Origin of the sequence: Alloalcanivorax sp. C16-2 (genome assembly GCF_046507615.1) — a bacterium.
GTDB lineage: Bacteria > Pseudomonadota > Gammaproteobacteria > Pseudomonadales > Alcanivoracaceae > Alloalcanivorax > Alloalcanivorax marinus_A.
Genome location: NZ_JBKFTL010000003.1, coordinates 12,562 through 34,298 on the forward strand (window position 1 = coordinate 12,562; position 21,737 = coordinate 34,298).

Consider the following 21,737-nt stretch of genomic DNA (forward strand, 5'->3'; position numbering starts at 1 on the left):
ACTGTTAACTAAGGCGCGGCGGGCTATTTGCCCGCCTCAGTGCCTTTCGCCGGGTTGGCGTCCGCGGATTGTTCCTCTTCGGCGGTGCGGGCCAGGGCTTCCTCCAACTGCGGCACCCGGGTGACGCGCTGGATCGCCTGGCTGATGTCCGGGCTGAGAATGCGCCGGGCCTCGTCGTCCAGGGCGCGCAGGTTGTCGCCAAAGTGCAACTGGTCGTCGTCGTCCAGCCACACCAGCTCGGTGTCCAGCAACTGGCGAATGAAGTTGCGCAGCACCACCTTGTCGAAGAATTCCGGTGAGTTGAACTCATACAGCAGCGACAGCCGCTGGGCGGTGTGGTGGGCTAGGTCGCCGAGCTGGTCGGCGGTGAGCCGTCCGTCGCCGTACTGCACCAGCAGGCGGATGGTCAGGTAGTAGCGCTCCAGGGAGGGCATCACCGTCTGCCCCAGATGGGCGAGCATGTCCGAGGCGTGGGTGTGGATGGCGGCGCCGTGCAGGCAGTCGCCTTCGCGGTTCACCAGGCCGTGTTCCTCCAGCACCGTGGCGATGCGCTCCACCGCCGCGGTCAGGTCCTGGTCCTCGCGCCAGTGCAGGAAATACTCGTTGCGGAAGAACGGGTAGAGCAGGGCGATCATGCTCTGCAGCACGTCCAGGCTGATGCTCCGGGCGTTGAGGAACAGCGAGCAGATCAGCCCGGGCAGGATGAACAGGTGCAGGCTGTTGTTGCGCACATAGGCCATCTGCAGGGCGGTCTTGGGATCGGTGGTGACCACGTCGCCCAGTGGGTGCGCCACGCGGATCAGGAACTCGTGTTCCAGGCCGTACTCGATGATGGTCTCGGCGTCGGTCTCCGCCAGGCGGGCGGTGTCGCTGTAGGGCGCCTCGCCGAGCAGATTGATGTAGAGCTGCAACTGCTGGCGCAGCTGCTGCAGATCCATGGTGTGCTTGGGCGTGGCCAGCAGCGCCAGGCTGATCAGGTTCACCGGGTTGGCCACGGCGGCGGCATTGATGCCGGTGACCACGTCGCGGCCCAGGTCGTTGATGGTGTGCTTGAACCAGTCCGGGGTCTCGTTGACGCTCAGTTCCTCGTTGCGCCAGCCCTCCCGGTGATCGTCCAGATAGTCCACCAGCTTGATCGGCTCGCCGAAGTTCACGTGCACCTGGCCGAAGTGGCTGCGCAGCACTTTCAGGGATTTCACCAGGCGGAATATCGATTCCTTCTTCTTCTTGCCGCCGCCCAGCTCGCCCATGTAGGTGCTGGCTTCAATCACCTTTTCGTAGCCGATGTACACCGGCACGAAGGCGATCGGCTTGCGCGCGTCGCGCAGGAAGCTGCGCACCGTCATCGCCAGCATGCCGGTGCGCGGTTGCAGCATGCGCCCGGAGCGGCTGCGGCCACCCTCCACGAAATACTCGATGGAAAAGCCCCGGGTGGTGATGCTGTGCAGGTATTCGTAGAACACCGCCGCGTAGAGCGGGTTATCGCGGAAGCTGCGGCGCATGAAGAAGGCACCGCCCCGGCGCAGGATGGTGCCCACCACCGGCAGGTTCAGGTTGATGCCGGCGGCGATGTGCGGCGGCACCAGGCCATTGCGGTAGACCACGAAGCTGAGCAGCAGGTAGTCGATGTGGCTACGGTGGCAGGGCACGTAGATCACTTCGTGGTCGCGGGCCACCTGGGTCAGGTGCTCAAGATTGTACAGGCGGATGCCGTCGTAAAGCCGGTTCCACAGCCAGTTGAGAAACAGCTCCAGGGCACGGATCACGGTGTGCGAATAGTCCGCCGCGATCTCCAGGGCATAGCCCCGGGCGCGGGCCATCACCTTATCCTCGCTCTCGTTGTTCTCGGCGGCGGCCTCGGCGATCGCCTCGCGCACCGAGGGCGCCTCCATGATGGCGTAGCTCAGCGTGCGGCGGTGGGACAGGTCCGGCCCGATGGCCGCCTCCTGCTGGCGCCGGAAATGCACGCGCAGAATGCGCGAGGTCTTGCGCACCACCTGGTCGTCGGAGCGGCACTGATCCATCACCTGGCGCAGGGACACCGGCGGGCTGAACTGCACGTACAGATCCCGACCCTGGGTCAGGATGATCAGGAATTTCTTGATCAGGCCCGGCGGCGACCAGTTGTTGGAGAAGATGATCCGCCACAGGGAGCTTTCCTTCTCCGGCTGACGACCCCAGAACACGGATACCGGCACCAGCTGCACGTCCAGCTCGGCGTTCTGTTTGAGCCCCGCCACCAGCCGCTGCAGCCGCGCGGGGGTGATCGCCCGGCGCTGTCGCGCCACCGACATCTCGCGTTTGTAGACATGGAAATAGCTGCGCGACAGATGCTGCTTGCCCAGGGTCAGCGATGCCTTGGGCGCGCTCAGGCCCAGCCGCCGCGCCGCCTGGTCCGCCACCGCGGCGTCCGCCACGGAGCGGTCGCGCAGCACATACACCACGGGTTTATTGGGATCCAGCTGCAGTTCTTCCGGATCGCCGGGCAGTGCCCGGATCCGGGTGCACAGGCGCATGAACGCGCGGATCAACAGGAAGAAAAGTCGGTCCAGTCCTAACCAGGGCGTCATAGGGGCCAAAATCGTGGCGAATGGACCGCCGATTCTACCTAAGGAGAGCGGTCTCGCGCACCACCGTATGTCGCACTGGCGCGCGGCTGTCACGGCGCCGTAGAATCCCGACCTCAATGATTCAATACAAGACAAGGGGGAAGCCAGGTGTCAGAGCATCAGGCGGGGATTTTCGACCGCAGCTACACCCAGCATTTGTTTCTCGAATACGCCCTCGGTGGCGGCCACGACAAAGACCGCATCCGCCGGGCCCTGCGCCAGGCCCTGGCCCTGGCCGGTGAGCGCACGCCGGTACTGGTGGCCTTCGGCCCCGGGCTGTGGTCGCGTCTGTCCTCGAAGTTTGATTTTCCCGCTTTCTACCTGGAAGGCCAGGTACCCGCCACCCAGGGTGACCTGTTCGTCTGGGTGCAGGCCGACAACCGCGGCGACCTGTTCGACACCGGCCTGGCGGTGCACCGGCAACTGCGCGATGAGCTGGCCCTGCAACTGGAAGTGGACGCCTTCGTCTACCACGACCTGCGCGACCTGAGCGGCTTCGTCGATGGCATCGGCAACCCGGAAGGGGAGGCCGCCCGCCAGGCCGCCATTATCCCTGATCCCCATCCCGCCGCCGGCGGCAGCTGGGTGCTCAGCCAGAAATGGGTGCACGGCGGTCTGGAGGACTTCCACAAAATGCCGGTGGCCGAGCAGGAAAACGTGTTCGGCCGCACCAAGGCCGACGCCGTGGAATTCGACGATGAACGCATGCCGGACAACGCCCACGTGGGACGCACCGACGTGGACCGCGACGGCGTGCCGCAGAAAATCTGGCGCCGCTCCGTGCCCTACGGCTCCACCACCGAGCACGGCCTGTATTTCCTCGCCTTCAGCTGCGAACTGGACCGCTTCGATTACCTGCTGCGGCGCATGTACGGCCTCACCGAGGACGGCGTCCGCGACCGCATGCTGGACTTCACCCACCCGGTGACCAGCTCCTGGTGGTACGCCCCCACCCAGGAGTGGCTGGCGGCGCTTTGAGTTATCCGCCACGGGCGCCGAATTACCCGCCACGGGCGCCGACCACTCCGCCGCCGGCGCCGCCGGGCCCGCCCGCCACGGCGCTCGGCAGCCGACCGCCCAGACCCTGGCTGGGCATTGCCCTGATGGCCGCCGGCGTCATGACCCTGCCGCTCATGGACGGCCTGGCCAAGTCCCTCAGCGAGCAGTACCACGTGGTCCAGGTCACCTGGGCCCGCTACCTGTTCCACTTCCTGCTGCTCGGCGCGCTGCTGCTCTGGCGCCTGCGCCCCCGTGACCTGATCCCCCGCCACCTGGGCATGCAGACCCTGCGCAGCGCCTGCCTGCTGCTCACCACCCTGGGCTACTTCGGCGCCCTGGCGTACCTGCCCATGGCCAACGCCCTGGCCCTGGTATTCATCGGCCCCCTCGCCAGCACCGCCCTGGCGCCGCTGATCCTTGGCGAACGCGCCGGCCCGCGCCGCTGGATCGCCGTGGCGATCGGCTTCGCCGGCACCCTGGTGGTAATCCGCCCCGGCGTCGGCGCCTTCCACTGGGCCAGCCTGCTGGCCCTCGGCGCCGGCCTCAGCTACGCCTTCTACCAACTCACCACCCGCCGCCTCGCCGGCAGCGGCCGCCCCTCGGTAACCCTGCTCTACACCGCTGTCTTCGGCCTCGCCGTGCTCAGCCTGATCGTCCCCGCCACCTGGCGCGCCCCGGACCCCGACGGCTGGGCCCTGATGGTGCTCATGGGCGCCATCGGCGCCTTCGCCCACTTCCTCATCATCCGCGCCTTCGAATACGCCGCCGCCCCCATCCTCGCCCCAGTGAGCTACATGGAAATGGTCTCCGCCGTCCTCATCGGCTGGCTCATCTTCGGCGACTTCCCCGACCCCTCGACCTGGCTCGGCATCGGCCTGATCACCGGCAGCGGCTTGCTGATTCTGGTTTGGGATCGGTAGAAATATGCCTCCGAGGGAACGCTAGTCAGGGTAAATAGTAACCAGTTCAAAATATGGAAAGTTCGTTGAGTAATTGGTGGGGATTCATGAGATTCTCATGAATACATGGAGGCAATATAAAAAGGGTTGGGGTGGGGATGCGTAGTTATTTTTCTATTCGCGGAATCGTTTTTATTTTCTGTTTCTTCTTCCTTCAGGGGGAGACTCTTGCTGACGGCTTAGTTTCGGGTGCAAGCCTGTATTATTATCAGAATTGCAAGGGAAGGAGTTATGATTACGGTGATGTTTCTAGTCGCTGGTATAGGGACCTTCCCGTTACGTTGAAGAAGGCGGGTCCCGGATTTGGAGTTGTGTCAGGCAATGATAATTGCATGGAGTTCAGGTACGCCGGATGTCCTGAGGGAACGACCTTGGAGTATTATAATGAACATGGGACTCCTATGTGTCGATCTGGTTATTATGTTTCGGCTCCGCCTGAAAGGGTTAGGCCTGAGCCAAATTGTCGGTCCGGCTGCCAGGTGGCTGACCCAGTTGACCCTGCGACAGGACTGATGTTTAGAGAAGAGTTGGACTATAAGACAGCTGATGGGCGGTTGGGAATAAAGAGATTTTATAATAGTCATGGTGATTTTTGGGGAGATAGGCGATGGACAATTGAATACTCGAAGAGGGTTGAGGTTAGAACGTTTTTTAATGGGGGTGAGGGGGCAGTCTTTCATTCAACCGCATTTGATACCGCCTCGGATGCATGTGTCCAAGGTTGGCCCCAGGTAGCGAATGATAATGCTGAATTCGGTGGCGTGACGGCCTCATATGTGGATGGGCGCTGTATGTTATCAGATGGGAGTGCTGCTGTTATTTTGCATACTGATAGTGATGCTCTATCCGGTATTTCTGACGCGGGGCGTATTGTCGATGTTAAAAGGGATAATGGAGATTATTTTAAATTCTATTGCTCGGAAGGCATCTGTCTGTCATATGGTGGGGGTAGGGGGAGGCTTTTTATAAAGGAGGATGGCTTTCTTTATTTGACAGAGAGGGATGAGAAAGAATTTTATGACGCCGAAGGGCGCTTGTTAAGAATTGATTACCGTGATGGTTATTCAAAATCTATGGAATATGGGGATGATGGCCTTATAGTATCGGTCGTGGACTCATATGGTAGAAAGATTTATTTTTTTTATGATGGTGGGCGGATTAATAAAATAAGGTATCCTTCTGGCGTGGAGAGTTTTTATAATTACGATAATTATGGAAAGCTTGAGTCCGTTAAGAATATTGATGGTTCTTCTTATATTTATAGATATGATGATCCTGCCGACCTCTATTTATTGACTGGCATTATTAACGAGGAGGATGGTTGGCGGGTTTCGTGGGAATATGATGAGTTTGGGCGGGTTGTGAGGAATTATCTGGGTGAGGGGGGCGGTTATCATATTGAATATGGGGAAGGCGGAGCCGCTTCTGTGACGGATCCGCTGGGCGCTAGATATGACTACGAATTCCAGAATGTTGGTGGTCGGTGGAAGCCAAAAAAAATAAATCTCCATGTTGGTGGTGGGATTGTTCTGGAAAAGATGTTTTCTTATGATGAAAATGGTTTTGTTGATTCTGTTTCTGATTTTGATGGCACGATTAGGGTGTATGAATATAATTCTCGAGGTTTGGTGGTAGACGAGGTTGAATCAAAGGGTGGGGTTGATGTTAGACATAAAACATATGATTGGCATGATGAGTATTCTCTTCCTGTAAAAATGGTTCAGTCTGGTCGCTATATAGAGTTATCTTATGACGCTGATGGCAACCTCGTTCGAAGAAAAATTGTGGATGAAAAAACAGGGGAAGAAAGGGTAGATACGTTCTCTTATTCGGCGTTTGGTCTGCTAAAGGAGAGAGATGGGCCCAGAGTGGATGTTAATGATGTTTATAGTTATGAATACGACGAAATGGGGAGGCTTCTGAGTGTTTCTAATGGGCTTTCCCAAGTAAGAGAAGTGGGCTCTTATAATGGAAGGGGTGATCCGAAAAGAATAGTAGGTGTTAATGGGGTTGAAGTTAATTTGTCATATGATGAGTATGGCAGAGTTACGGAGCGTTCCATTGAGAATTCCATTGAAAAATTTTTATATAATGGTGCTGGTCAAGTTAGAGAGGTTTATGCTCCTTCTGGTTCTAGACTGAATTTTCATTACAATGAAGCGGGGTATTTGACCGCAGTAATGAATAGTGGCGGACAGCAGATACGATATCTGTTGGATGATGCCGGCAACCATAAATCCAAGCAAGTTCTCGACCCCGAAGGGATTATTATAAAAAAACATATGAAAGAGTACGATCTTTTGGGCAGAGTGATAGTTGAAATTAATGGTGTGGGTGCGCGCAAGGAGTACGGCTATAACAGCGCAGGTGACCGTGTAGTTTCTACGGATGCTTTGGGGCGGGTAACGAACTATAAATATGATAGCCTTGATCGATTGGTGGAAACCACTAATGCTATTAATGGGGTTGCCTCGTACGAATACGACGCGCTAGATAACTTGACCAAGGTCATCGACCCCCGTGGAGTGTCCACCACCTATGAATACAACGCCTTCGGTGACGTTATCGCCGAACACAGCCCGGACGCTGGCGCGACCACCTATACTTATGACGCTGCGGGTAACCGCGCGACCAGGACCGATGCCCGAGGCGTGACCGCCTCCTACAGTTATGACGCACTCAACCGGCTCACAGCCATCGATTACCCCGGTACCGAAGAAGATGTAACTTATGTCTACGATCAGGGCGTCTATGGTAAAGGGCAACTAACGGGCTTCAGCGACGCTAGTGGGTCGACCACGATGACGTATGACCCGAGGGGCAATGTACTCACACGCATCCATACCAGCACTGCGGGGCCCAGCTTCACCACCAAATACGAATACGATCTGGCGGATAACCTCACTGCTCTGGTTTACCCCAGTGGACTGCGCATTGATCTGACTCGGGATACCATGGGTAGAGTGACCTCGGTGGAGGCCACCATTGATGGCGAAGGCTCGCAGCTCGCCAGTCAAATTCAGTATCAGCCCTTCGGAGGCATAACCGGCCTTACCTACGGCAACGGCCTGACCGAAGTCCGGCAGTACGATCTGGCGGGCCGCCTGACGAGCCGAAGCGCCATGCCCATACAGGATCTCGACTGGGCCTATGATCTCGTGGGTAACATCACGGAAATCCAGGACGGGGTCATCCCGGCACGGACCCAGACATTCGACTACGACGCCCTTGATCGCCTCACCGGCGCCAGCGGGGCTTATGGCGTGCGAGCCTACGAGTACGATGCGGTGGGTAACCGCACCCGGTTGACCAAGGATAGCCAGCAAACGACCTATGGCTACGCACCCGACAGCAACCGCCTTACCGACATTGACGGCCAGACCGTACCCTATGATGCCATCGGCAACATGCTTGCCCTGGCTGGCGACACCTTCACCTATGGAGCGCGCAACCGGCGCCAGACCACGGAACGCAACCAGTCGCTGATCGCGGAATATGAGTACAACGCCCTGGGACAACGGTCATACAAGAACCACGCCGGCGCTGAGACACACTTTGTTTATGGCCAAGGCGGCCAGTTGATCGGCGAATACGATGCCTCTGGCCAGGTGATTCGCGAGTATGTGTATCTGGCGGGCGAACCGATGGCTTTGGTGCGGCAAGGAGAGGTTTACTACTTCCACAATGATCAGCTGGGTAGCCCGCTGAAGCTGACTGATGGTAATCAAGACGTTGTTTGGGATGGCATCCGATCACCTTTCGGGGAAGTCGACGTACAAGTCAATACGGAGAGCAATCCGCTTCGGTTCCCGGGGCAGTATTTTGATCAGGAGATAGGCCTGCACCAGAATTGGTTTCGGGACTATGACCCCAGTCTTGGAAGGTATCTTCAGTCTGACCCAATAGGCATCCTACGCGACTACAGTGACCCACAGCTTCAAGTTGCAATCAGCATGGGCACGTTGGAGGAAACTGGCTCAGCGGGTGAAGTGTTAAATCACGTTTATGGCTACGTGGGGCAAAACCCATTGTACTGGATCGATCCCTACGGTCTTGCAAAGGGTGGCAACCAAAATCAACGTAGTTCTGAATTCGATGGTATGTCTGATGCTGATGTGTCTAAACAAGCACGTGACCCTAATGTTAGCAAAGAGGATCGACGTAAAGCACAGAAGGAAGAAAAAGCTCGAAAGCAACGAAACAAAACCAAAAGGAATAAGGGTAAAGGAAAAGGTGGGAAGTTTGGTGGAGGGCTATTTGGTATTCCTTGTCTAACCACAGCAGATTGCTTTTGTATCCAGCACCCCGATCAGTGCTGTGAGCTTTATCCAGATAAATGCGGTAATGACTGTGATAGTTGGTGATGGCGATGAATGAGAAGCTGACTGAAATTGAGGGGCTTATACGGCATCCTACTCCCCAAACACTAAGCCGTCTTCTTGAGCTATCTTACGACAGCGACGAAGAAGTGCGATTCAGATCAATCGAAGCATTGGAAAAATATACTGTTACCAATGAAATGCTGTGTAGGGTTCGGCAAGGCTTATCTGACGTTGATGAATTGGTTCGTACTACTTGTGCGGAGCTGATAGGGGACTGGGAAGATAAGTGTTCAGTTGAGCTCTTATACAATTGCATACATGATGAATCACAGCTTGTTAGATCGGCAGCTATAACAGCTTTAGGTCAGATTGGAAGACCCGATACAGTCTCTTTTCTTGCTGGAAAGCACCCATCTTTATCGGGATTGGAGCGGCTATCTTCTGCTATGGCGCTTTATACATTAGGAGATTCAAAGTATTTGGATGATGTTTTGTCCTGCTTGTCAGACTCTGATTACCGTGTGCGCTGTGCAACAGCAAATTTACTTAGCAATTTTATAGATGATGATCACAAGGGCTATGTAATTACCAAACTTAAAGAAGCACTCTTGAAAGAACAAACTAAAGCTGGTTCTTCTTCTATATCTGATGCGTTGACTGAAATGAATGGAAATGAATAATAAGAAAAGCTGCTGATCGTCTTCAATTACTCGACACCAAACGTGAGTTTCACTAAATATGAATGTCACTTCTATTTCATCGGTAGAAATGACGCGGAAGACGTTCTTGTAATCCCCCCGAAAAGTAATCGAGGTTTTGAGTAGAGACTTTTACACTGATCGCATTGAGGAGCGATACATGAAGAAGTCTCGATTTTCCGACAGCCAGATCCTGGCGATTCTGAAGCAGCACGAAGCCGGGGTTCCGGTGGCGGAACTGTCCCGCGAACACAACGTGAGTACGGCGCTGATCTATCAATGGCGGTCGAAGTTTGGCGGCATGGACGCGTCGCTGATGAAGCGGTTGAAGGAGTTGGAGGCTGAGAACGCCCGCCTGAAGAAGATGTATGCGGAAGAGCGGCTCAAAGCGGAGCTGCGCGAGGAAGCCCTGGAGGGAAAGCTGTAAGGCCGTCTCAGCGCCGGGAGATGGCCCTGAAGGGCGTGGCCAAGCACGGGCTCAGTATCCGGCTGGCCTGTGTGGTGTACGGCATTCGTGAAACCTGCTACCGCTACCAGGCAAAGCTCAACGGTGAGAACGCCCTGATTGCGCACTGGTTGCTCAAGCTCACGCAGACCCACAAGCGCTGGGGGTTTGGGTTATGTTTCCTGTATTTACGTAACGTGAAGGGCTATGCCTGGAATCACAAGCGGGTGTATCGGATCTACCGGGAGCTGGAGCTCAACCTGCGGATCAAGCCACGGCGGCGGATCAAGCGGGATTATCCGGGCGATTTGGCGGTGCCGACGGCACCGAATCAGGTCTGGTCTATGGACTTCATGGGCGACCAGCTGGTCAGCGGCAAGTCACTGAGAACGTTCAATGTGATCGACGACTACAATCGCGAAGGGCTTGGCATTGAAGTTGACCTGTCACTGCCTGCACAACGAGTGATACGTGCGCTTGACCAGATCATCGAATGGCGAGGAAAGCCCGCCGCCCTGCGCTGTGATAACGGCCCGGAATATATTTCGCAGGCGCTGGTGGAGTGGGCCAACAGGAAGCGGATTACACTGATCTACATCCAGCTCGGCAGACCGACCCAGAACGCCTACATTGAGCGGTTCAACCGAACCGCACGGCATGAATGGCTGGATCTGCATGAGTTCACCAGCGTTGCTCACGCCCAGCTATTAGCGGCCCAGTGGCTCTGGCATTACAATCACGAGCGACCGAACTCGGCTATCGGCGGCGTGCCGCCGACCCGGCTGTTACAAACCGGTTAACCCTCTACTCAAATCGGCGATTACAAATGGGGGGATTACAATCTTCACGGACGATGACCTGGAAGGCCGCTCGGAATGACGGTGTACATGCTGGATACCAACTGCACGTTTGTCGGCGCGGGGCGAGGTGATTGGCGGCAATGATCTGCTGATCGCCGGCCATACCCTCGCCACCGAGGCCCGCCTGGTCACCAATAACCGTCGGGAGTTCGACCGGGTAGACGGGCTGGTCGTCGAGGATTGGGCGAGCCCTTGAAGTGACAGGCCCTAATCCACCTTCCATTTGCTGAACATCTTGCGGACCAGGAAGGGCGTCAGCTTGAGGCTGGCGCCGAGCCATTTGAGGGGGCCGCGGGGGAAGGCGAAGTGGAGGGCGTTGAGCAGGCCCCGGTAGGTGGCCTGGTCGAAGGGGTACCACCAGAGGTTGCGTTTGGCGGGTAGCCGGTCCCAGTTGATGACCTTGGCGTTGGTCATTTCGAGCAGGCCTTCCGGGCCGTGGGTGCGGCCGATGCCGGATTCTTTCCAGCCGCCCCAGGGGGCTTCGGAGAGGCCGTGGGTGTAGAGGTGGTCGTTGAGGGTGGTGACGCCGGTTTGCAGGCGCGCGGCGAGCGCGCGGCCTTTGCGGGTGTCGCGGGTCCAGATCGAGGAGGTGAGCGCCAGGTTGGAGCGGTTGGCGCGGGTCAGGGCCTGTTCGGCGTCGGTGACTCTTTCCACGGCGATGATCGGGCCGAAGGTTTCCTCGCACACGGTGAGCATGGTGTCGTTGACGCCGGTGAGCAGGGTGGCGGGGAAGAAGTAGCCGTGTTCCACGTCGCCGACTGGTTGCGATTGGGCTTCGATGCGCGCGCCTTTGGCGAGGGCGTCTTCCAGGTGTTGTTGCACGGTGCGCAGCTGGCCTTCGGTGGTGAGGCTGCCGATGTCCACGCTGATGTCGTCGCGTCGGCCGGGGCCGTGGCGCAGGGCGCGGGTTTTCTTGGCGAGCAGGGCGACGAACTCGTCGTGGACACTGTCTTCCACGTAGATGCGTTCCACGCCGCCGCAGCTTTGGCCTGCGTTCTGGTAGCCGGCCCAGGCGGCGCCGTTGGTGGCTCGTTCCAGGTCGGCGTCGGCGAGTACGATCATGGGATCGTTGCCGCCCAGTTCCAGAGACACGGGCGTGAGGGTTTGCGCGGCCTGGGCCATGAGGGTCTTGCCGGCGGGCACGCTGCCGGTGAAGAACAGCTTGTCGATGCCGTTCTCGAAGAAGGCGGTGGCCACTTGCGAGCCGGAGCCGACGATGTGCTGGAACAGGCCCTCGGGCAGCTCGCCGGCGTCGAGGATGCGTTCGATGGCGCGGCCCACGGCGGGGGTGGCGGCGGCCACCTTGAGCAGCACGGCGTTGCCGGCCATCAGCGCCATGGTGATTTCGCCGAAGGGGATGGAGAGCGGGTAGTTCCAGGGGCTGATGATGCCCACCACGCCCAGGGGCAGGTGTTCCACGGTGGTGCTTTTGTTGGCGAACAGCAGATGGCCGCCGCGCCTTTGGGGAGCCAGTACCTTGCCGGCGTTTTTGCCGTACCAGCTACAGGCGAGGGCACAGGGGAGTACTTCCGTGGCCAGGGCGTCGACCCGGGTTTTGCCGTTGCTGTCGCTGACGATGGTGGCCAGGTCCTCGGCGCGTTCGACGATGTAGTCACGCATCAGGCGCAGGTGCCGGGCCCGTTCCTTGAAGCTTTTGGCGGCCCAGCGGTGTTGGGCGGCGCGGGCCTTGGCGATGCGCTCGGGCAGGGTGGCCAGGTCGGTGTGGTTGAGCTCGGCCACGGCGGCGCCGGTGGCCGGGTTGTAGTCGGTGACGGTCTGCTGCTCGGCGGTCATGGGACACTCCCTTCGGCGGAAGGCGGCAAAGACGCCAGCAGAGCATAACGCCGGGCGCGGGGGAATGGCGAACCGGCGGCGAGCGGCGTCGCCGGCGTCAAAGGCGCCGGGGGCGGCTGGCGCGGGGTGCGTGGGCTTGCGATACTCGCCGGCATCGAAGGAAGAGGACGGCGAAGCCATGCTTGAAGAGTACAACTATGCCCAGTGGGCGCCCCTGGCCGGGACCTGGATCCTGGTGTGTACGCTGTTGAGTTTTTTGATCGCGCGGCACAAGGGGATGAAGTCGTTGCTGCCCACCGCCGCCGGGTTCGTGGCGGCGTTCATCCCCATCGTGGGGGTGATTTATCTGTTTGTGCTGGGGACGCGGGAGACGGCGGGGCGGGATAAAGGATGACGTTCCGGTAGAGGGTATCGCGACTGGGCGGCACTCCGCTTCAGTCGCGATCGCCGTCAGGTGAGCAGGTTCTCGAGGACGCGGCGGTAAACGCCGGTGAGGGCGTCCAGTTCGGCGATGTCGGTGTGCTCGTCCACTTTGTGGATGGTGGCGTTGACCGGGCCGAGTTCCACCACCTGGGCGCCGGTGGGGGCGATAAAGCGGCCGTCGCTGGTGCCACCGGCGGTGGACAGTTCGGTGTCGCGGCCCAGGCCGTCGCGGATCGCCGCCACGGTGGCGTCCACCAGCGCGCCCCGGTCGGTGAGGAAGGGCTGGCCGGAGAGCTTCCAGTCGATCTCGTAATCCAGGCCGTGCCTGTCCAGGACCGCCTCGGTGCGCCGGCGCAGTTCGTCCTCGGTGAGCTCCGTGGAGAACCGGAAGTTGAACACCACTTCGCAGGTGCCGGGGATCACGTTGGTGGCGCCGGTGCCGGCGTTAAGGTTGGAGATCTGGAAGCTGGTGGCCGGAAAGAAGTCGTTGCCCTGGTCCCATTCGGTGGCGGCCAGTTCCGCCAGGGCGGGAGCGGCGTCGTGAACCGGGTTGCGGGCCAGGTGCGGGTAGGCCACGTGGCCCTGTACGCCTTTCACGGTGAGCACGGCGCCCAGGGACCCGCGCCGGCCGTTCTTGATCACGTCGCCCACGGTGTCGGTGGAGGAGGGTTCGCCCACCAGGCAGTAGTCGATGGCTTCATTACGCGCCTGCAGGGTGTCCACCACCTTGACGGTGCCGTTCACCGAGGGGCCTTCCTCGTCGGCGGTGATCAGAAAGCCGATGCTGCCGGCGTGGTCCGGGTGGGCGGCCACGAATTCTTCCACCGCCACCAGCATGGCGGCGATGGAGCCTTTCATGTCGGCGGCGCCACGGCCGTAGAGCTGGCCGTCGTGCTCGGTGGGTTGGAACGGGTCGAAGCGCCAGGCGTTGGTGTCGCCGGTGGGCACCACGTCGGTGTGGCCGGCGAACACGAACAGCGGGCCGGCGTCGCCGCGCCGGGCCCAGAGATTACGCACTTCCTCGAACCACAGGGTTTCGCACCGGAAACCCAGGGCCTCCAGTTTTTCCACCATCCAGTCCTGACAGCCTTTGTCCTCGGGGGTTACCGAGGGGCGGCGGATGAGTTCCTTGGCGTAGTCCAGTGTACGGCTCATGAAGGCTCCGGCTTCGCCGGCACGCTGCACGCTGCACGCTGGCACGCCGGAAAGCGTGGTGCGTGCCGCGTGCCGGCGTGCGGGCATCAGTTGTGTTTATGCAGCTCTTCGTTGAGGGCGATGGCGCTCTTGTTGGTCTGGCATTGCACCGCGCCGCTCACGGAGTTACGACGGAACAGCAGATCGGACTGGCCGGCCAGGTCGCGGGCCTTGACGGTGTCGGCCACCTTGCCGTCCTCGTCGAGCACTTCCACCTTGGTGCCGGAGGTGATGTACAGGCCGGCTTCGATGGTGCAGCGGTCGCCCAGGGGAATGCCGGTGCCGGCGTTGGCGCCGAGCAGGCAGTTTTCGCCCAGGGAGATGACGATGTTGCCGCCGCCGGACAGGGTGCCCATGGTGGAGGAACTGCCGCCCAGGTCGGAGCCCTTGCCGACAAACACACCGGAGGAGATGCGGCCTTCGATCATGCCCGGGCCTTCGGTGCCAGCGTTGAAGTTGATGAACCCTTCGTGCATGACGGTGGTGCCTTCACCCACGTAGGCGCCCAGGCGGACGCGGGCGGTGTCGGCGATGCGTACGCCGGCGGGTACCACGTAGTCGGTCATCTTGGGGAACTTGTCGACGCTGTTCACTTCCAGCAGCTTGCCGTTGAGGCGTGCAAGCAGTTGCCGCTCGGGCAGCTCGTTCAGGTCGATGGCGCCTTCGTTGGTCCAGGCCACGTTGGGCAGCAGCGGGAAGATGCCGCTGAGCACCACGCCATGGGGTTTGACCAGGCGGTGGGAGAGCAGGTGCAGCTTCAGGTAGGCCTCCGGGGTGGAGGCGGGTTCGGCGTCGGTTTCCAGGATGGTGAGCACCACCGGACGCTCGCTTTCCTGGAACGCCACCGCGTAGCTCGCTTCGTGCTCGAAGCCGGCTTCCCGCCATTCCCGGGCGAGATGCTGGATCTGCCGGTGGGTCAGTTCGAGGGCCGCGTTGCCGCCTTCGTAGCCCACTTCCTCGCGGACCACCTCCACCAGTTTCGGGTCCGGTTTCAGGTAGGGGTCCGGATAGAAAACTTCCAGCCATTGCTCGTCGCGGTTCTTGGTGCCACAGCCCAGGGCCATCGCGAAAATCGTGCTCATGTTGCCTCCTGTTTGGGCGCTGGACGCCTGACGCTGGACGCCGGACGCCAAAAACCCTTGTTCGTGGTATGCGTCCGGCGTCTGGCGTCCAGCGTCCGGCGTTTTAAATCAGTGTCTTCCACTCGTCGGCGTTGAAGCCGGCGCGCAGGTGTTTATCGGTACGCAGGATCGGTCGCTTGATCAGGGACGGGTTGGCCAGTGCTTGCGCCACGGCGCTGTCGGTGTCCATGTTGTCGCGCACCTCGGGGTCGAGCTTGCGCCAGGTGGTGCCGCGACGGTTGATCACCGTGTCCCAGCCCAGTTCCGCCATCCACCGGCGCAGATGGTCCTCGGGCACGCCTTCCTTGCGATAGTCGTGGAAATGATAATCCACGCCTTGTTCATCCAGCCACTTCATGGCCTTCTTCATGGTATCGCAGTTCTTGATGCCGTAGATCGTGGTCATCGTGGTGCTTCCTTCATGCTGGGATCGTGGCTGAAGCCGCTCCTACAAAGCGACTGCAGGAGCGGCTTCGGCCGCGATGCCGTTACAACCTTTCAATCAGGGCGCGGATGCGTCGCGCGCCCTCGATGCACTGGTCGAGTTCCGCCACCAGGGCCATGCGTACCCGGTTCTTGCCGGGGTTGCGACCGTCCACGGTGCGTGACAGATAACGGCCGGGCAGCACGGTGACGTTTTCCTCGGCCTTGAGACGGCGGGCGAAGGTCTCGTCGTCCACCGGCGTCTTTGGCCACAGATAGAAGCCCGCGTCCGGGGCGGATACCTTAAGAGGCTCGCCGAGAATGTCCAGCACCGCGTCGAACTTGGCGTTGTAGAAGTCGCGGTTCTCCCGCACGTGGGCTTCGTCGTTCCAAGCGGCGATGCTGGCCAGTTGGTGGTGCACGGGCATGGCGCAGCCGTGGTAGGTGCGATAGCGCAGGAAGCCCGCCAGGATTTCGGCGTCACCGGCGACGAAGCCGGAGCGCAGCCCGGGCAGGTTGGAGCGCTTGGACAGCGAGTGGAACACCACGCAGCGGCGGTAGTCGTGGCGGCCCAGTTCGGCGCAGGCCTGCAGCAGCCCCGGGGGCGCCTGGTCCCGGTAGATTTCCGAATAGCACTCGTCGGACGCGATCACGAAGTCGTACTTATCGGCGAGCTGGATCAGTGCCTTGAGCTGCGCCTTGGTGAGCACCGCGCCGGTGGGATTGCCCGGCGTGCAGATGAACAGCAACTGGGTGCGCCGCCAGACGTCCTCTTCCACGGCGTCGAAGTCCGGTTGCAGGCCGCTGGCCTGGGTGCAGGGCAGATACACCGGTTCGCCGCCGCCGAGCAGGGCGGCCCCTTCGTAGATCTGGTAGAAGGGGTTGGGCATCAATACCAGCGGGTCGCGGCGGCGGTCGAGCAGGGCCTGGGCGAAGGCGAACAGGGCTTCCCGGGTGCCGTTCACCGGCAATACCTGATGGTCGGCGTCCACGCTCTCCAGCTTGAAGCGCCGGGTCAGCCAGCCGGCAATGGCCTGGCGCAATTCCGGCAGGCCGGCGGTGGCCGGGTATTTGGCGAGCAGGGCGGTATTGTCGCGCAGCGCCTGTTGCACGAACGCCGGCGCCGGGTGCTGAGGCTCGCCGATGGACAGGGCGATGGGTGCTTTGTCCGCCGGGGTCAGGCCGGCGAACAGGGCTCCCAGCTTTTCAAACGGATACGGGTGCAGCCGTTCCAGATCGGGATTCATGGTGTTCCTTATCAGGGCCTAGAGGGTGACGGACAGAGTGTCGTTCTTGCTGCGGTCGTCCAGTTCGCGGATCAGGGTATCGCGCAGACGCTCGCACAGCTCCGGGTCGGACACCGGTTGGCCGTCCAGATCGGTAATGAAGAACACGTCCTCGGCTTTCTCGCCCAGGGTGGCGATGCGCGCGTTCTGCACCAGCAGCTCGAATTGCACGAAGATGCGCCCAATGTGCGCCAGCAGGCCGGGGCGGTCCAGGGTCTGCACGTCCACCACGGTGCGGTCATTGACGATGTCGTTGCTGATGGTGACCTGGGTGGGGACGTCGAAGTGCTTGTTGCGCCGGGGCATGCGCCGGCTCACCGTGTTGCCGAAGTGCTCCGGCTCCTTGAGGGTCTCGGTGAGCGTCTTGCGGATGTGTTCAATGCGCGGCCAGTCGTCGCCGATCGGCGTGCCGTTCTCGTCGAGCACGATGTAGGTGTCCAGGCTGAAACCGTCGGCGCTGGTGATAATACGCGCGTCCATGATGGTCAGGCCGAGGCTGTCGATGGCGTTCACGGTGGCGGCGAACAGATTGCGGGTGTCCGGCGTGTAGATGAATATTTGCGAGCCGCCTTCCAGGTTACCCGGGCTGGTTTCCGATTCACGGATCAGCACCAGCGGGTCCCGATCGTTGGTGCGTTCCAGTAGCGCTTCAGTGTGCCAGGCGATGTCCCAGGGCGTTTCGCGCAGGAAGTACTCGTCGCCGATGTTGGCCCACAGGGCCTCGATGGCCTTGATGTCGTGGTCCCGTTCGGCGAGTAGCTTGAGCGCCTCGTCCCGGGTCTCGTCGATCCAGTCCTGCTTGTCCTGAGGGTTGTTGAGCCCGCGGCGCAGGGCGCGCTTGGTTTCCATATAAAGCTGGCGCATCAGGGAGGCGCGCCAGGAATTCCACAATGCCGGATTGGTGGCGTTGATGTCCGCCACGGTGAGCACGTAAAGGTAGTCCAGGTGCACCAGGTCGCCCACGGTGCGAGCGAATTCGTGCACCACGTCCGGGTCGGAGATGTCCTTGCGCTGGGCGGTCACGCTCATGGTCAGGTGATTGCGCACCAGCCAGGCGCACAGCTTGGCGTCCCAACTGGTCAGACCGTGGCGCTGACAGAAAGCGATGGCGTCGTCGGCGCCCAGTTCCGAGTGGTCGCCGCCGCGGCCCTTGGCGATGTCGTGATACAGGCCGGCTACGTACAGCAGCTCCGGCTTGGGCAAGCGGTAGTACACCTCGCAGGCCACCGGAAACTCATCGCGCATGTTCTCGTAGCGCAGCCGGCGCATGTTCTTGAGCACCAGCAGGGTGTGCGCGTCCACGGTGTAAATATGGAACAGGTCGTACTGCATCATGCCGATGATGCGACCGAACTCGGGCAGGTACTTGCCGAGGATGCCGTAGCGCTTCATCCGCCGCAGTTGGGTGAACAGCGCATGGGGGCTGCGCAGCAGCTGCATGAACAGGCCGGTGTTGGCCGGGTCGTTGCGGAAGTCGTCGTCAATCAGCCGTCGGCAGTGAATCAGCTCGCGCACGGTGGCGGCGCGGATGCCCTTCAGATCCGGGTTCTGGGCCATCAGCACGAAGGCTTCCAGCAGCGCGGACGGATGCTTGCGGAAGGTGTCCGGGGCGCTCATCTCCAGGTAGTTGTTGCGTACCTGGAAGCGGCGGTTGAGCGGGCGCACCTGTTCCGGCTCGCCGGCGCGCAGGATCGCCTCGTCGAACAGCTGCAGCAGCATGTCATTGAGCACCGACAGGGCCAGCGCCGCCCGGTAGAACTCCTTCATGAACAGTTCCACCGCCAGATTGGCGTTGGAATCGCGGTGGCCGAGGCGCTCCGCCAGTTGCCGCTGATGGTCGAACAGCAGCCGGTTTTCGTTGCGGCCGGTGAGCGAATGGAGCTGCCAGCGCACCCGCCACAGGTAGTCCAGGCAGCGGGTCACGGCGTCGAACTCAACGCGGGTGATGAAACCGGCGTCCACCAGGGCCTCCAGACTGTCGCCGCCGAAGTGGCGCTTGGCTACCCAGGCAATCATCTGCACGTCGCGCAGGCCGCCCGGGGCGTTCTTGATGTCCGGTTCCAGGTTGTATTCGGTGTCGTTGAACTTGCGGTGGCGGGCGGTCTGTTCTTCCCATTTGGCGGCGAAGAACCGGTCGGTGGGCCACATGCGGTCCGGCCCGGTGCGCACCGCCAGATCCTCGCGGACCCGGTCATCGCCGGCCAGGGTGCGCGCTTCCATGATGTTGGTGGCCACGGTGATGTCCTGGCCGGCCAGGGTTTCGCACTCATCCAGGGTGCGCACGCTGTGGCCGATCTCCAGGCCGATGTCCCACAGGAAGGCGACGAAACCCTCCAGGGCGGAGCAGGCGTCCTGGGTCGGCGTGGCGCGGAACAGCACCATCAGGTCCACATCGGAATGGGGGTGCAGCTCGCCACGGCCATAGCCGCCCACCGCCACCAGGGCCACGTCCTGGAAATCGTCCAGGCCGAACAGGGACCAGGCCGCCACCAGCACCCGGTCCACCAGATCGGCGCGCCCGTGCACCAGGGCCTCGATGGGGGCCTTGTCGAAGGCGGCGTCCAGCCGTGCCTGGCCCTCTTCGAGAAAATCGCGGGCCCGTTGGCCGGGCTGGTCGCTGTCGCGCAGGGCGGCAAGCAGCTTTTCGGGGCTGAGCGGGGGCGTCAAATCCTGGGGCGTCAAATCCATAGTGGCGGCGTCGCGTCCTTAATAAAGGTCGGTTTCTTCCTGGCGGGCGGTGAGTACCTCGTAGCCGTCGGCGGTGACCACCAGGGTGTGCTCCCACTGGGCGGACAGCTTGCGGTCCTTGGTGACCACGGTCCAGCCGTCGGGCAGCACCTTGTTGGCGGCCTTGCCGGCGTTGATCATCGGCTCGATGGTGAACACCATGCCTTCCTGGAGTTCCAGGCCGGTGCCGGGTTTGCCGTAATGGAGCACCTGGGGTTCCTCATGGAACACCTGGCCGATGCCGTGGCCGCAGTATTCGCGCACCACCGAGAAGCGTTCCGCCTCGGCGTGCTTCTGGATGGCGTGGCCGATGTCGCCCAGGCGCACGCCGGGTTTCACCATCCTGATGCCGGTGAGCATGCATTCCCGGGTGGTTTCCACCAGACGGCGGGCCAGCACCGACGGTTCGCCCACGTAGAACATCTTGCTGGTATCGCCGTGCCAGCCGTCCTTGATGACGGTGACGTCGATATTGATGATGTCGCCCTTCTTGAGCGCCTTCTTGTCGCTGGGGATACCGTGGCAGATCACATGGTTCACGGAGGTGCACACGGACTTGGGGAAGCCCCGGTAGCCCAGGCAGGCGGGAATCGCGTCCTGCTCGTTGACGATGTAGTCGTGGCAGAGCCGGTCCAGTTCCTCGGTGGTGACCCCGGGGCGCACGTGCTCGCCGATCATTTCCAGCACTTCCGCCGCCAGGCGGCCGGCTACGCGCATCTTGGCGATGTCTTCCGGGGTTTTAATCGTGACATTCATGTTGATCAGGGAAACTCCAGCGTTTTCAGTGGCTTGGGTGGCCAGAAAGCGGGTGGTGGCCGGGCGCTGTATACCGCTTTCTCGTTGCCCGTGACAGGCGGCTGTGGTATAAAGCGCGCGCCTTCGTCGCTCCCCGGTGGGCAGGCCCCGTGAAGCGGTGCGCCATTGTACCCGCTGGGCGTCGGCGAAGGGAAATCACACACACGCTCCGTCACATGGCTCCGGGTGCCCGTTCTTCCCAGGAAGAAGGGTTGGGTCATGCGGGAGCGTGGAGGCCTAACCCAGGAGAGAAAACCATGAGCGTAAACATGCGCGATATGCTGAAGGCCGGCGTGCACTTCGGCCACCAAACCCGTTACTGGAACCCGAAGATGAAACCCTACATCTTCGGTGCCCGGAACAAGATCCACATCATCAATCTGGAAAGCACCCTGCCGCTGTTCACCGACGCCCTGTCGTTCCTGAACAAGCTGGCGGCCAGCAACAACAAGATCCTGTTCGTTGGCACCAAGCGCGCCGCGCAGAAGGCGATCCGCGAGGAAGCCAAGCGCTGCGGCATGCCCTACGTGGATCACCGCTGGCTGGGCGGCATGCTCACCAACTGGAAGACCATTCGTCAGTCCATCAAGCGCCTGCGTGACCTGGAAGCCCAGGAGCAGGATGGCACCCTCGGCAAGCTGACCAAGAAAGAGCACCTGATGCGTCAGCGCGAGATGGAGAAGCTGGAACGCTCCATCGGCGGCATCAAGGACATGGGCGGCCTGCCCGATGCTCTGTTCGTGGTGGACGTGGACCATGAGGACATCGCCGTTCAGGAAGCCCGCAAGCTGGGTATTCCGGTGGTGGCCGTGGTGGACACCAACTCCAATCCGGACGACATCGATTACGTGATCCCGGGCAACGACGACGCCATCCGTGCCATCCAGCTGTACGTGAAGGCGGTCGCCGACACCATTCTGGAAGGCCGTGAGTACGCCCAGACCCAGGGCGGCGGCGAGAGCGAGTTCGTCGAAGTGGAGGCCGCCGAAGGCGAAGCCGCCAGCGAGCAAGCCGAAGGCTGATCACGCCGGGGCGGGCCGGGCCCGCCCCGAACGCATTCCCGAATACAAAGTTTCAAGAGG

Annotated in this window: 16 protein-coding genes; 8 read left to right on the forward strand and 8 right to left on the reverse strand. The window is 60.9% G+C overall.

Going from position 1 to position 21,737, the window contains the following annotated elements:
- Nucleotides 1-23 precede the first annotated feature (23 nt).
- Complete coding sequence (plsB, locus tag ACLD02_RS13735) at nucleotides 24-2,570, reverse strand: glycerol-3-phosphate 1-O-acyltransferase PlsB (protein ID WP_410298954.1); 2,547 nt, start codon at nucleotides 2,568-2,570, stop codon at nucleotides 24-26.
- A gap of 147 nt (nucleotides 2,571-2,717) precedes the next feature.
- Between plsB and ACLD02_RS13740 the strand changes: the two genes are divergently transcribed.
- The 6 genes from ACLD02_RS13740 to ACLD02_RS13765 all read left to right on the forward strand — a co-directional run bounded on the left by ACLD02_RS13740 (nucleotide 2,718) and on the right by ACLD02_RS13765 (nucleotide 11,088).
- Nucleotides 2,718-3,587 (forward strand): Dyp-type peroxidase, encoded by an 870-nt coding sequence (locus tag ACLD02_RS13740; RefSeq protein WP_203100252.1) that lies wholly within the window; start codon nucleotides 2,718-2,720, stop codon nucleotides 3,585-3,587.
- Entirely contained in the window at nucleotides 3,584-4,528 is a 945-nt protein-coding gene (locus ACLD02_RS13745) for a DMT family transporter (protein WP_410298955.1), read from the forward strand. Before ACLD02_RS13740 ends, ACLD02_RS13745 begins: the two co-directional genes overlap by 4 nt.
- A gap of 440 nt (nucleotides 4,529-4,968) precedes the next feature.
- On the forward strand, nucleotides 4,969-8,931 hold the full coding sequence (locus ACLD02_RS13750) for an RHS repeat-associated core domain-containing protein (protein ID WP_410299093.1): 3,963 nt from the start codon (nucleotides 4,969-4,971) through the stop codon (nucleotides 8,929-8,931).
- Nucleotides 8,932-8,936: 5 nt separating this feature from the next.
- Nucleotides 8,937-9,569, forward strand: coding sequence for a HEAT repeat domain-containing protein (locus ACLD02_RS13755; protein WP_410298956.1), 633 nt, complete (start codon nucleotides 8,937-8,939; stop codon nucleotides 9,567-9,569).
- A gap of 178 nt (nucleotides 9,570-9,747) precedes the next feature.
- Nucleotides 9,748-10,832, forward strand: a protein-coding gene (locus tag ACLD02_RS13760; RefSeq protein WP_410298957.1) for an IS3 family transposase whose coding sequence is annotated in 2 segments (ribosomal slippage) — nucleotides 9,748-9,997 and nucleotides 9,997-10,832 — 1,086 coding nt in all. Because the reading frame shifts where the segments join, the coding sequence is not laid out codon by codon here.
- 109 nt (nucleotides 10,833-10,941) lie between these two features.
- Nucleotides 10,942-11,088, forward strand: a complete 147-nt coding sequence (locus ACLD02_RS13765; RefSeq protein ID WP_410298958.1) for a hypothetical protein — start codon at nucleotides 10,942-10,944, stop codon at nucleotides 11,086-11,088.
- An 11-nt stretch (nucleotides 11,089-11,099) separates the two neighbouring features.
- Here ACLD02_RS13765 and ACLD02_RS13770 read toward each other — a convergent pair whose 3' ends face one another.
- A complete protein-coding gene (locus ACLD02_RS13770) occupies nucleotides 11,100-12,686 on the reverse strand; it encodes an aldehyde dehydrogenase family protein (protein WP_410298959.1) in 1,587 nt (528 codons plus the stop codon).
- 178 nt (nucleotides 12,687-12,864) lie between these two features.
- Here ACLD02_RS13770 and ACLD02_RS13775 point away from each other — a divergent pair, with 178 nt between their 5' ends.
- On the forward strand, nucleotides 12,865-13,080 hold the full coding sequence (locus ACLD02_RS13775) for a hypothetical protein (protein ID WP_410298960.1): 216 nt from the start codon (nucleotides 12,865-12,867) through the stop codon (nucleotides 13,078-13,080).
- A gap of 56 nt (nucleotides 13,081-13,136) precedes the next feature.
- Here the strand turns inward: ACLD02_RS13775 and dapE are convergent, their stop codons facing one another.
- From dapE to map, 6 genes are all read right to left on the reverse strand, one after another.
- A complete protein-coding gene (gene dapE, locus ACLD02_RS13780) occupies nucleotides 13,137-14,264 on the reverse strand; it encodes a succinyl-diaminopimelate desuccinylase (protein WP_410298961.1) in 1,128 nt (375 codons plus the stop codon).
- An 86-nt stretch (nucleotides 14,265-14,350) separates the two neighbouring features.
- On the reverse strand, nucleotides 14,351-15,385 hold the full coding sequence (dapD, locus tag ACLD02_RS13785) for a 2,3,4,5-tetrahydropyridine-2,6-dicarboxylate N-succinyltransferase (protein WP_410298962.1): 1,035 nt from the start codon (nucleotides 15,383-15,385) through the stop codon (nucleotides 14,351-14,353).
- A 103-nt stretch (nucleotides 15,386-15,488) separates the two neighbouring features.
- Entirely contained in the window at nucleotides 15,489-15,830 is a 342-nt protein-coding gene (locus tag ACLD02_RS13790) for an ArsC family reductase (RefSeq protein ID WP_410298963.1), read from the reverse strand.
- Between the two features lie 82 nt (nucleotides 15,831-15,912).
- On the reverse strand, nucleotides 15,913-17,094 hold the full coding sequence (gene dapC / locus ACLD02_RS13795) for a succinyldiaminopimelate transaminase (RefSeq protein WP_203100236.1): 1,182 nt from the start codon (nucleotides 17,092-17,094) through the stop codon (nucleotides 15,913-15,915).
- A gap of 18 nt (nucleotides 17,095-17,112) precedes the next feature.
- Nucleotides 17,113-19,821: a [protein-PII] uridylyltransferase gene (locus tag ACLD02_RS13800; protein WP_410298964.1), complete on the reverse strand. Its 2,709-nt coding sequence runs from the start codon at nucleotides 19,819-19,821 to the stop codon at nucleotides 17,113-17,115.
- An 18-nt stretch (nucleotides 19,822-19,839) separates the two neighbouring features.
- The gene (gene map / locus ACLD02_RS13805) at nucleotides 19,840-20,616 is read right to left on the reverse strand and encodes a type I methionyl aminopeptidase (RefSeq protein ID WP_203100232.1); all 777 of its coding nucleotides are present in this window, start codon (nucleotides 20,614-20,616) and stop codon (nucleotides 19,840-19,842) included.
- Nucleotides 20,617-20,912: 296 nt separating this feature from the next.
- Here map and rpsB point away from each other — a divergent pair, with 296 nt between their 5' ends.
- A complete protein-coding gene (gene rpsB, locus ACLD02_RS13810) occupies nucleotides 20,913-21,677 on the forward strand; it encodes a 30S ribosomal protein S2 (RefSeq protein ID WP_203100230.1) in 765 nt (254 codons plus the stop codon).
- Nucleotides 21,678-21,737: the final 60 nt, after the last annotated feature.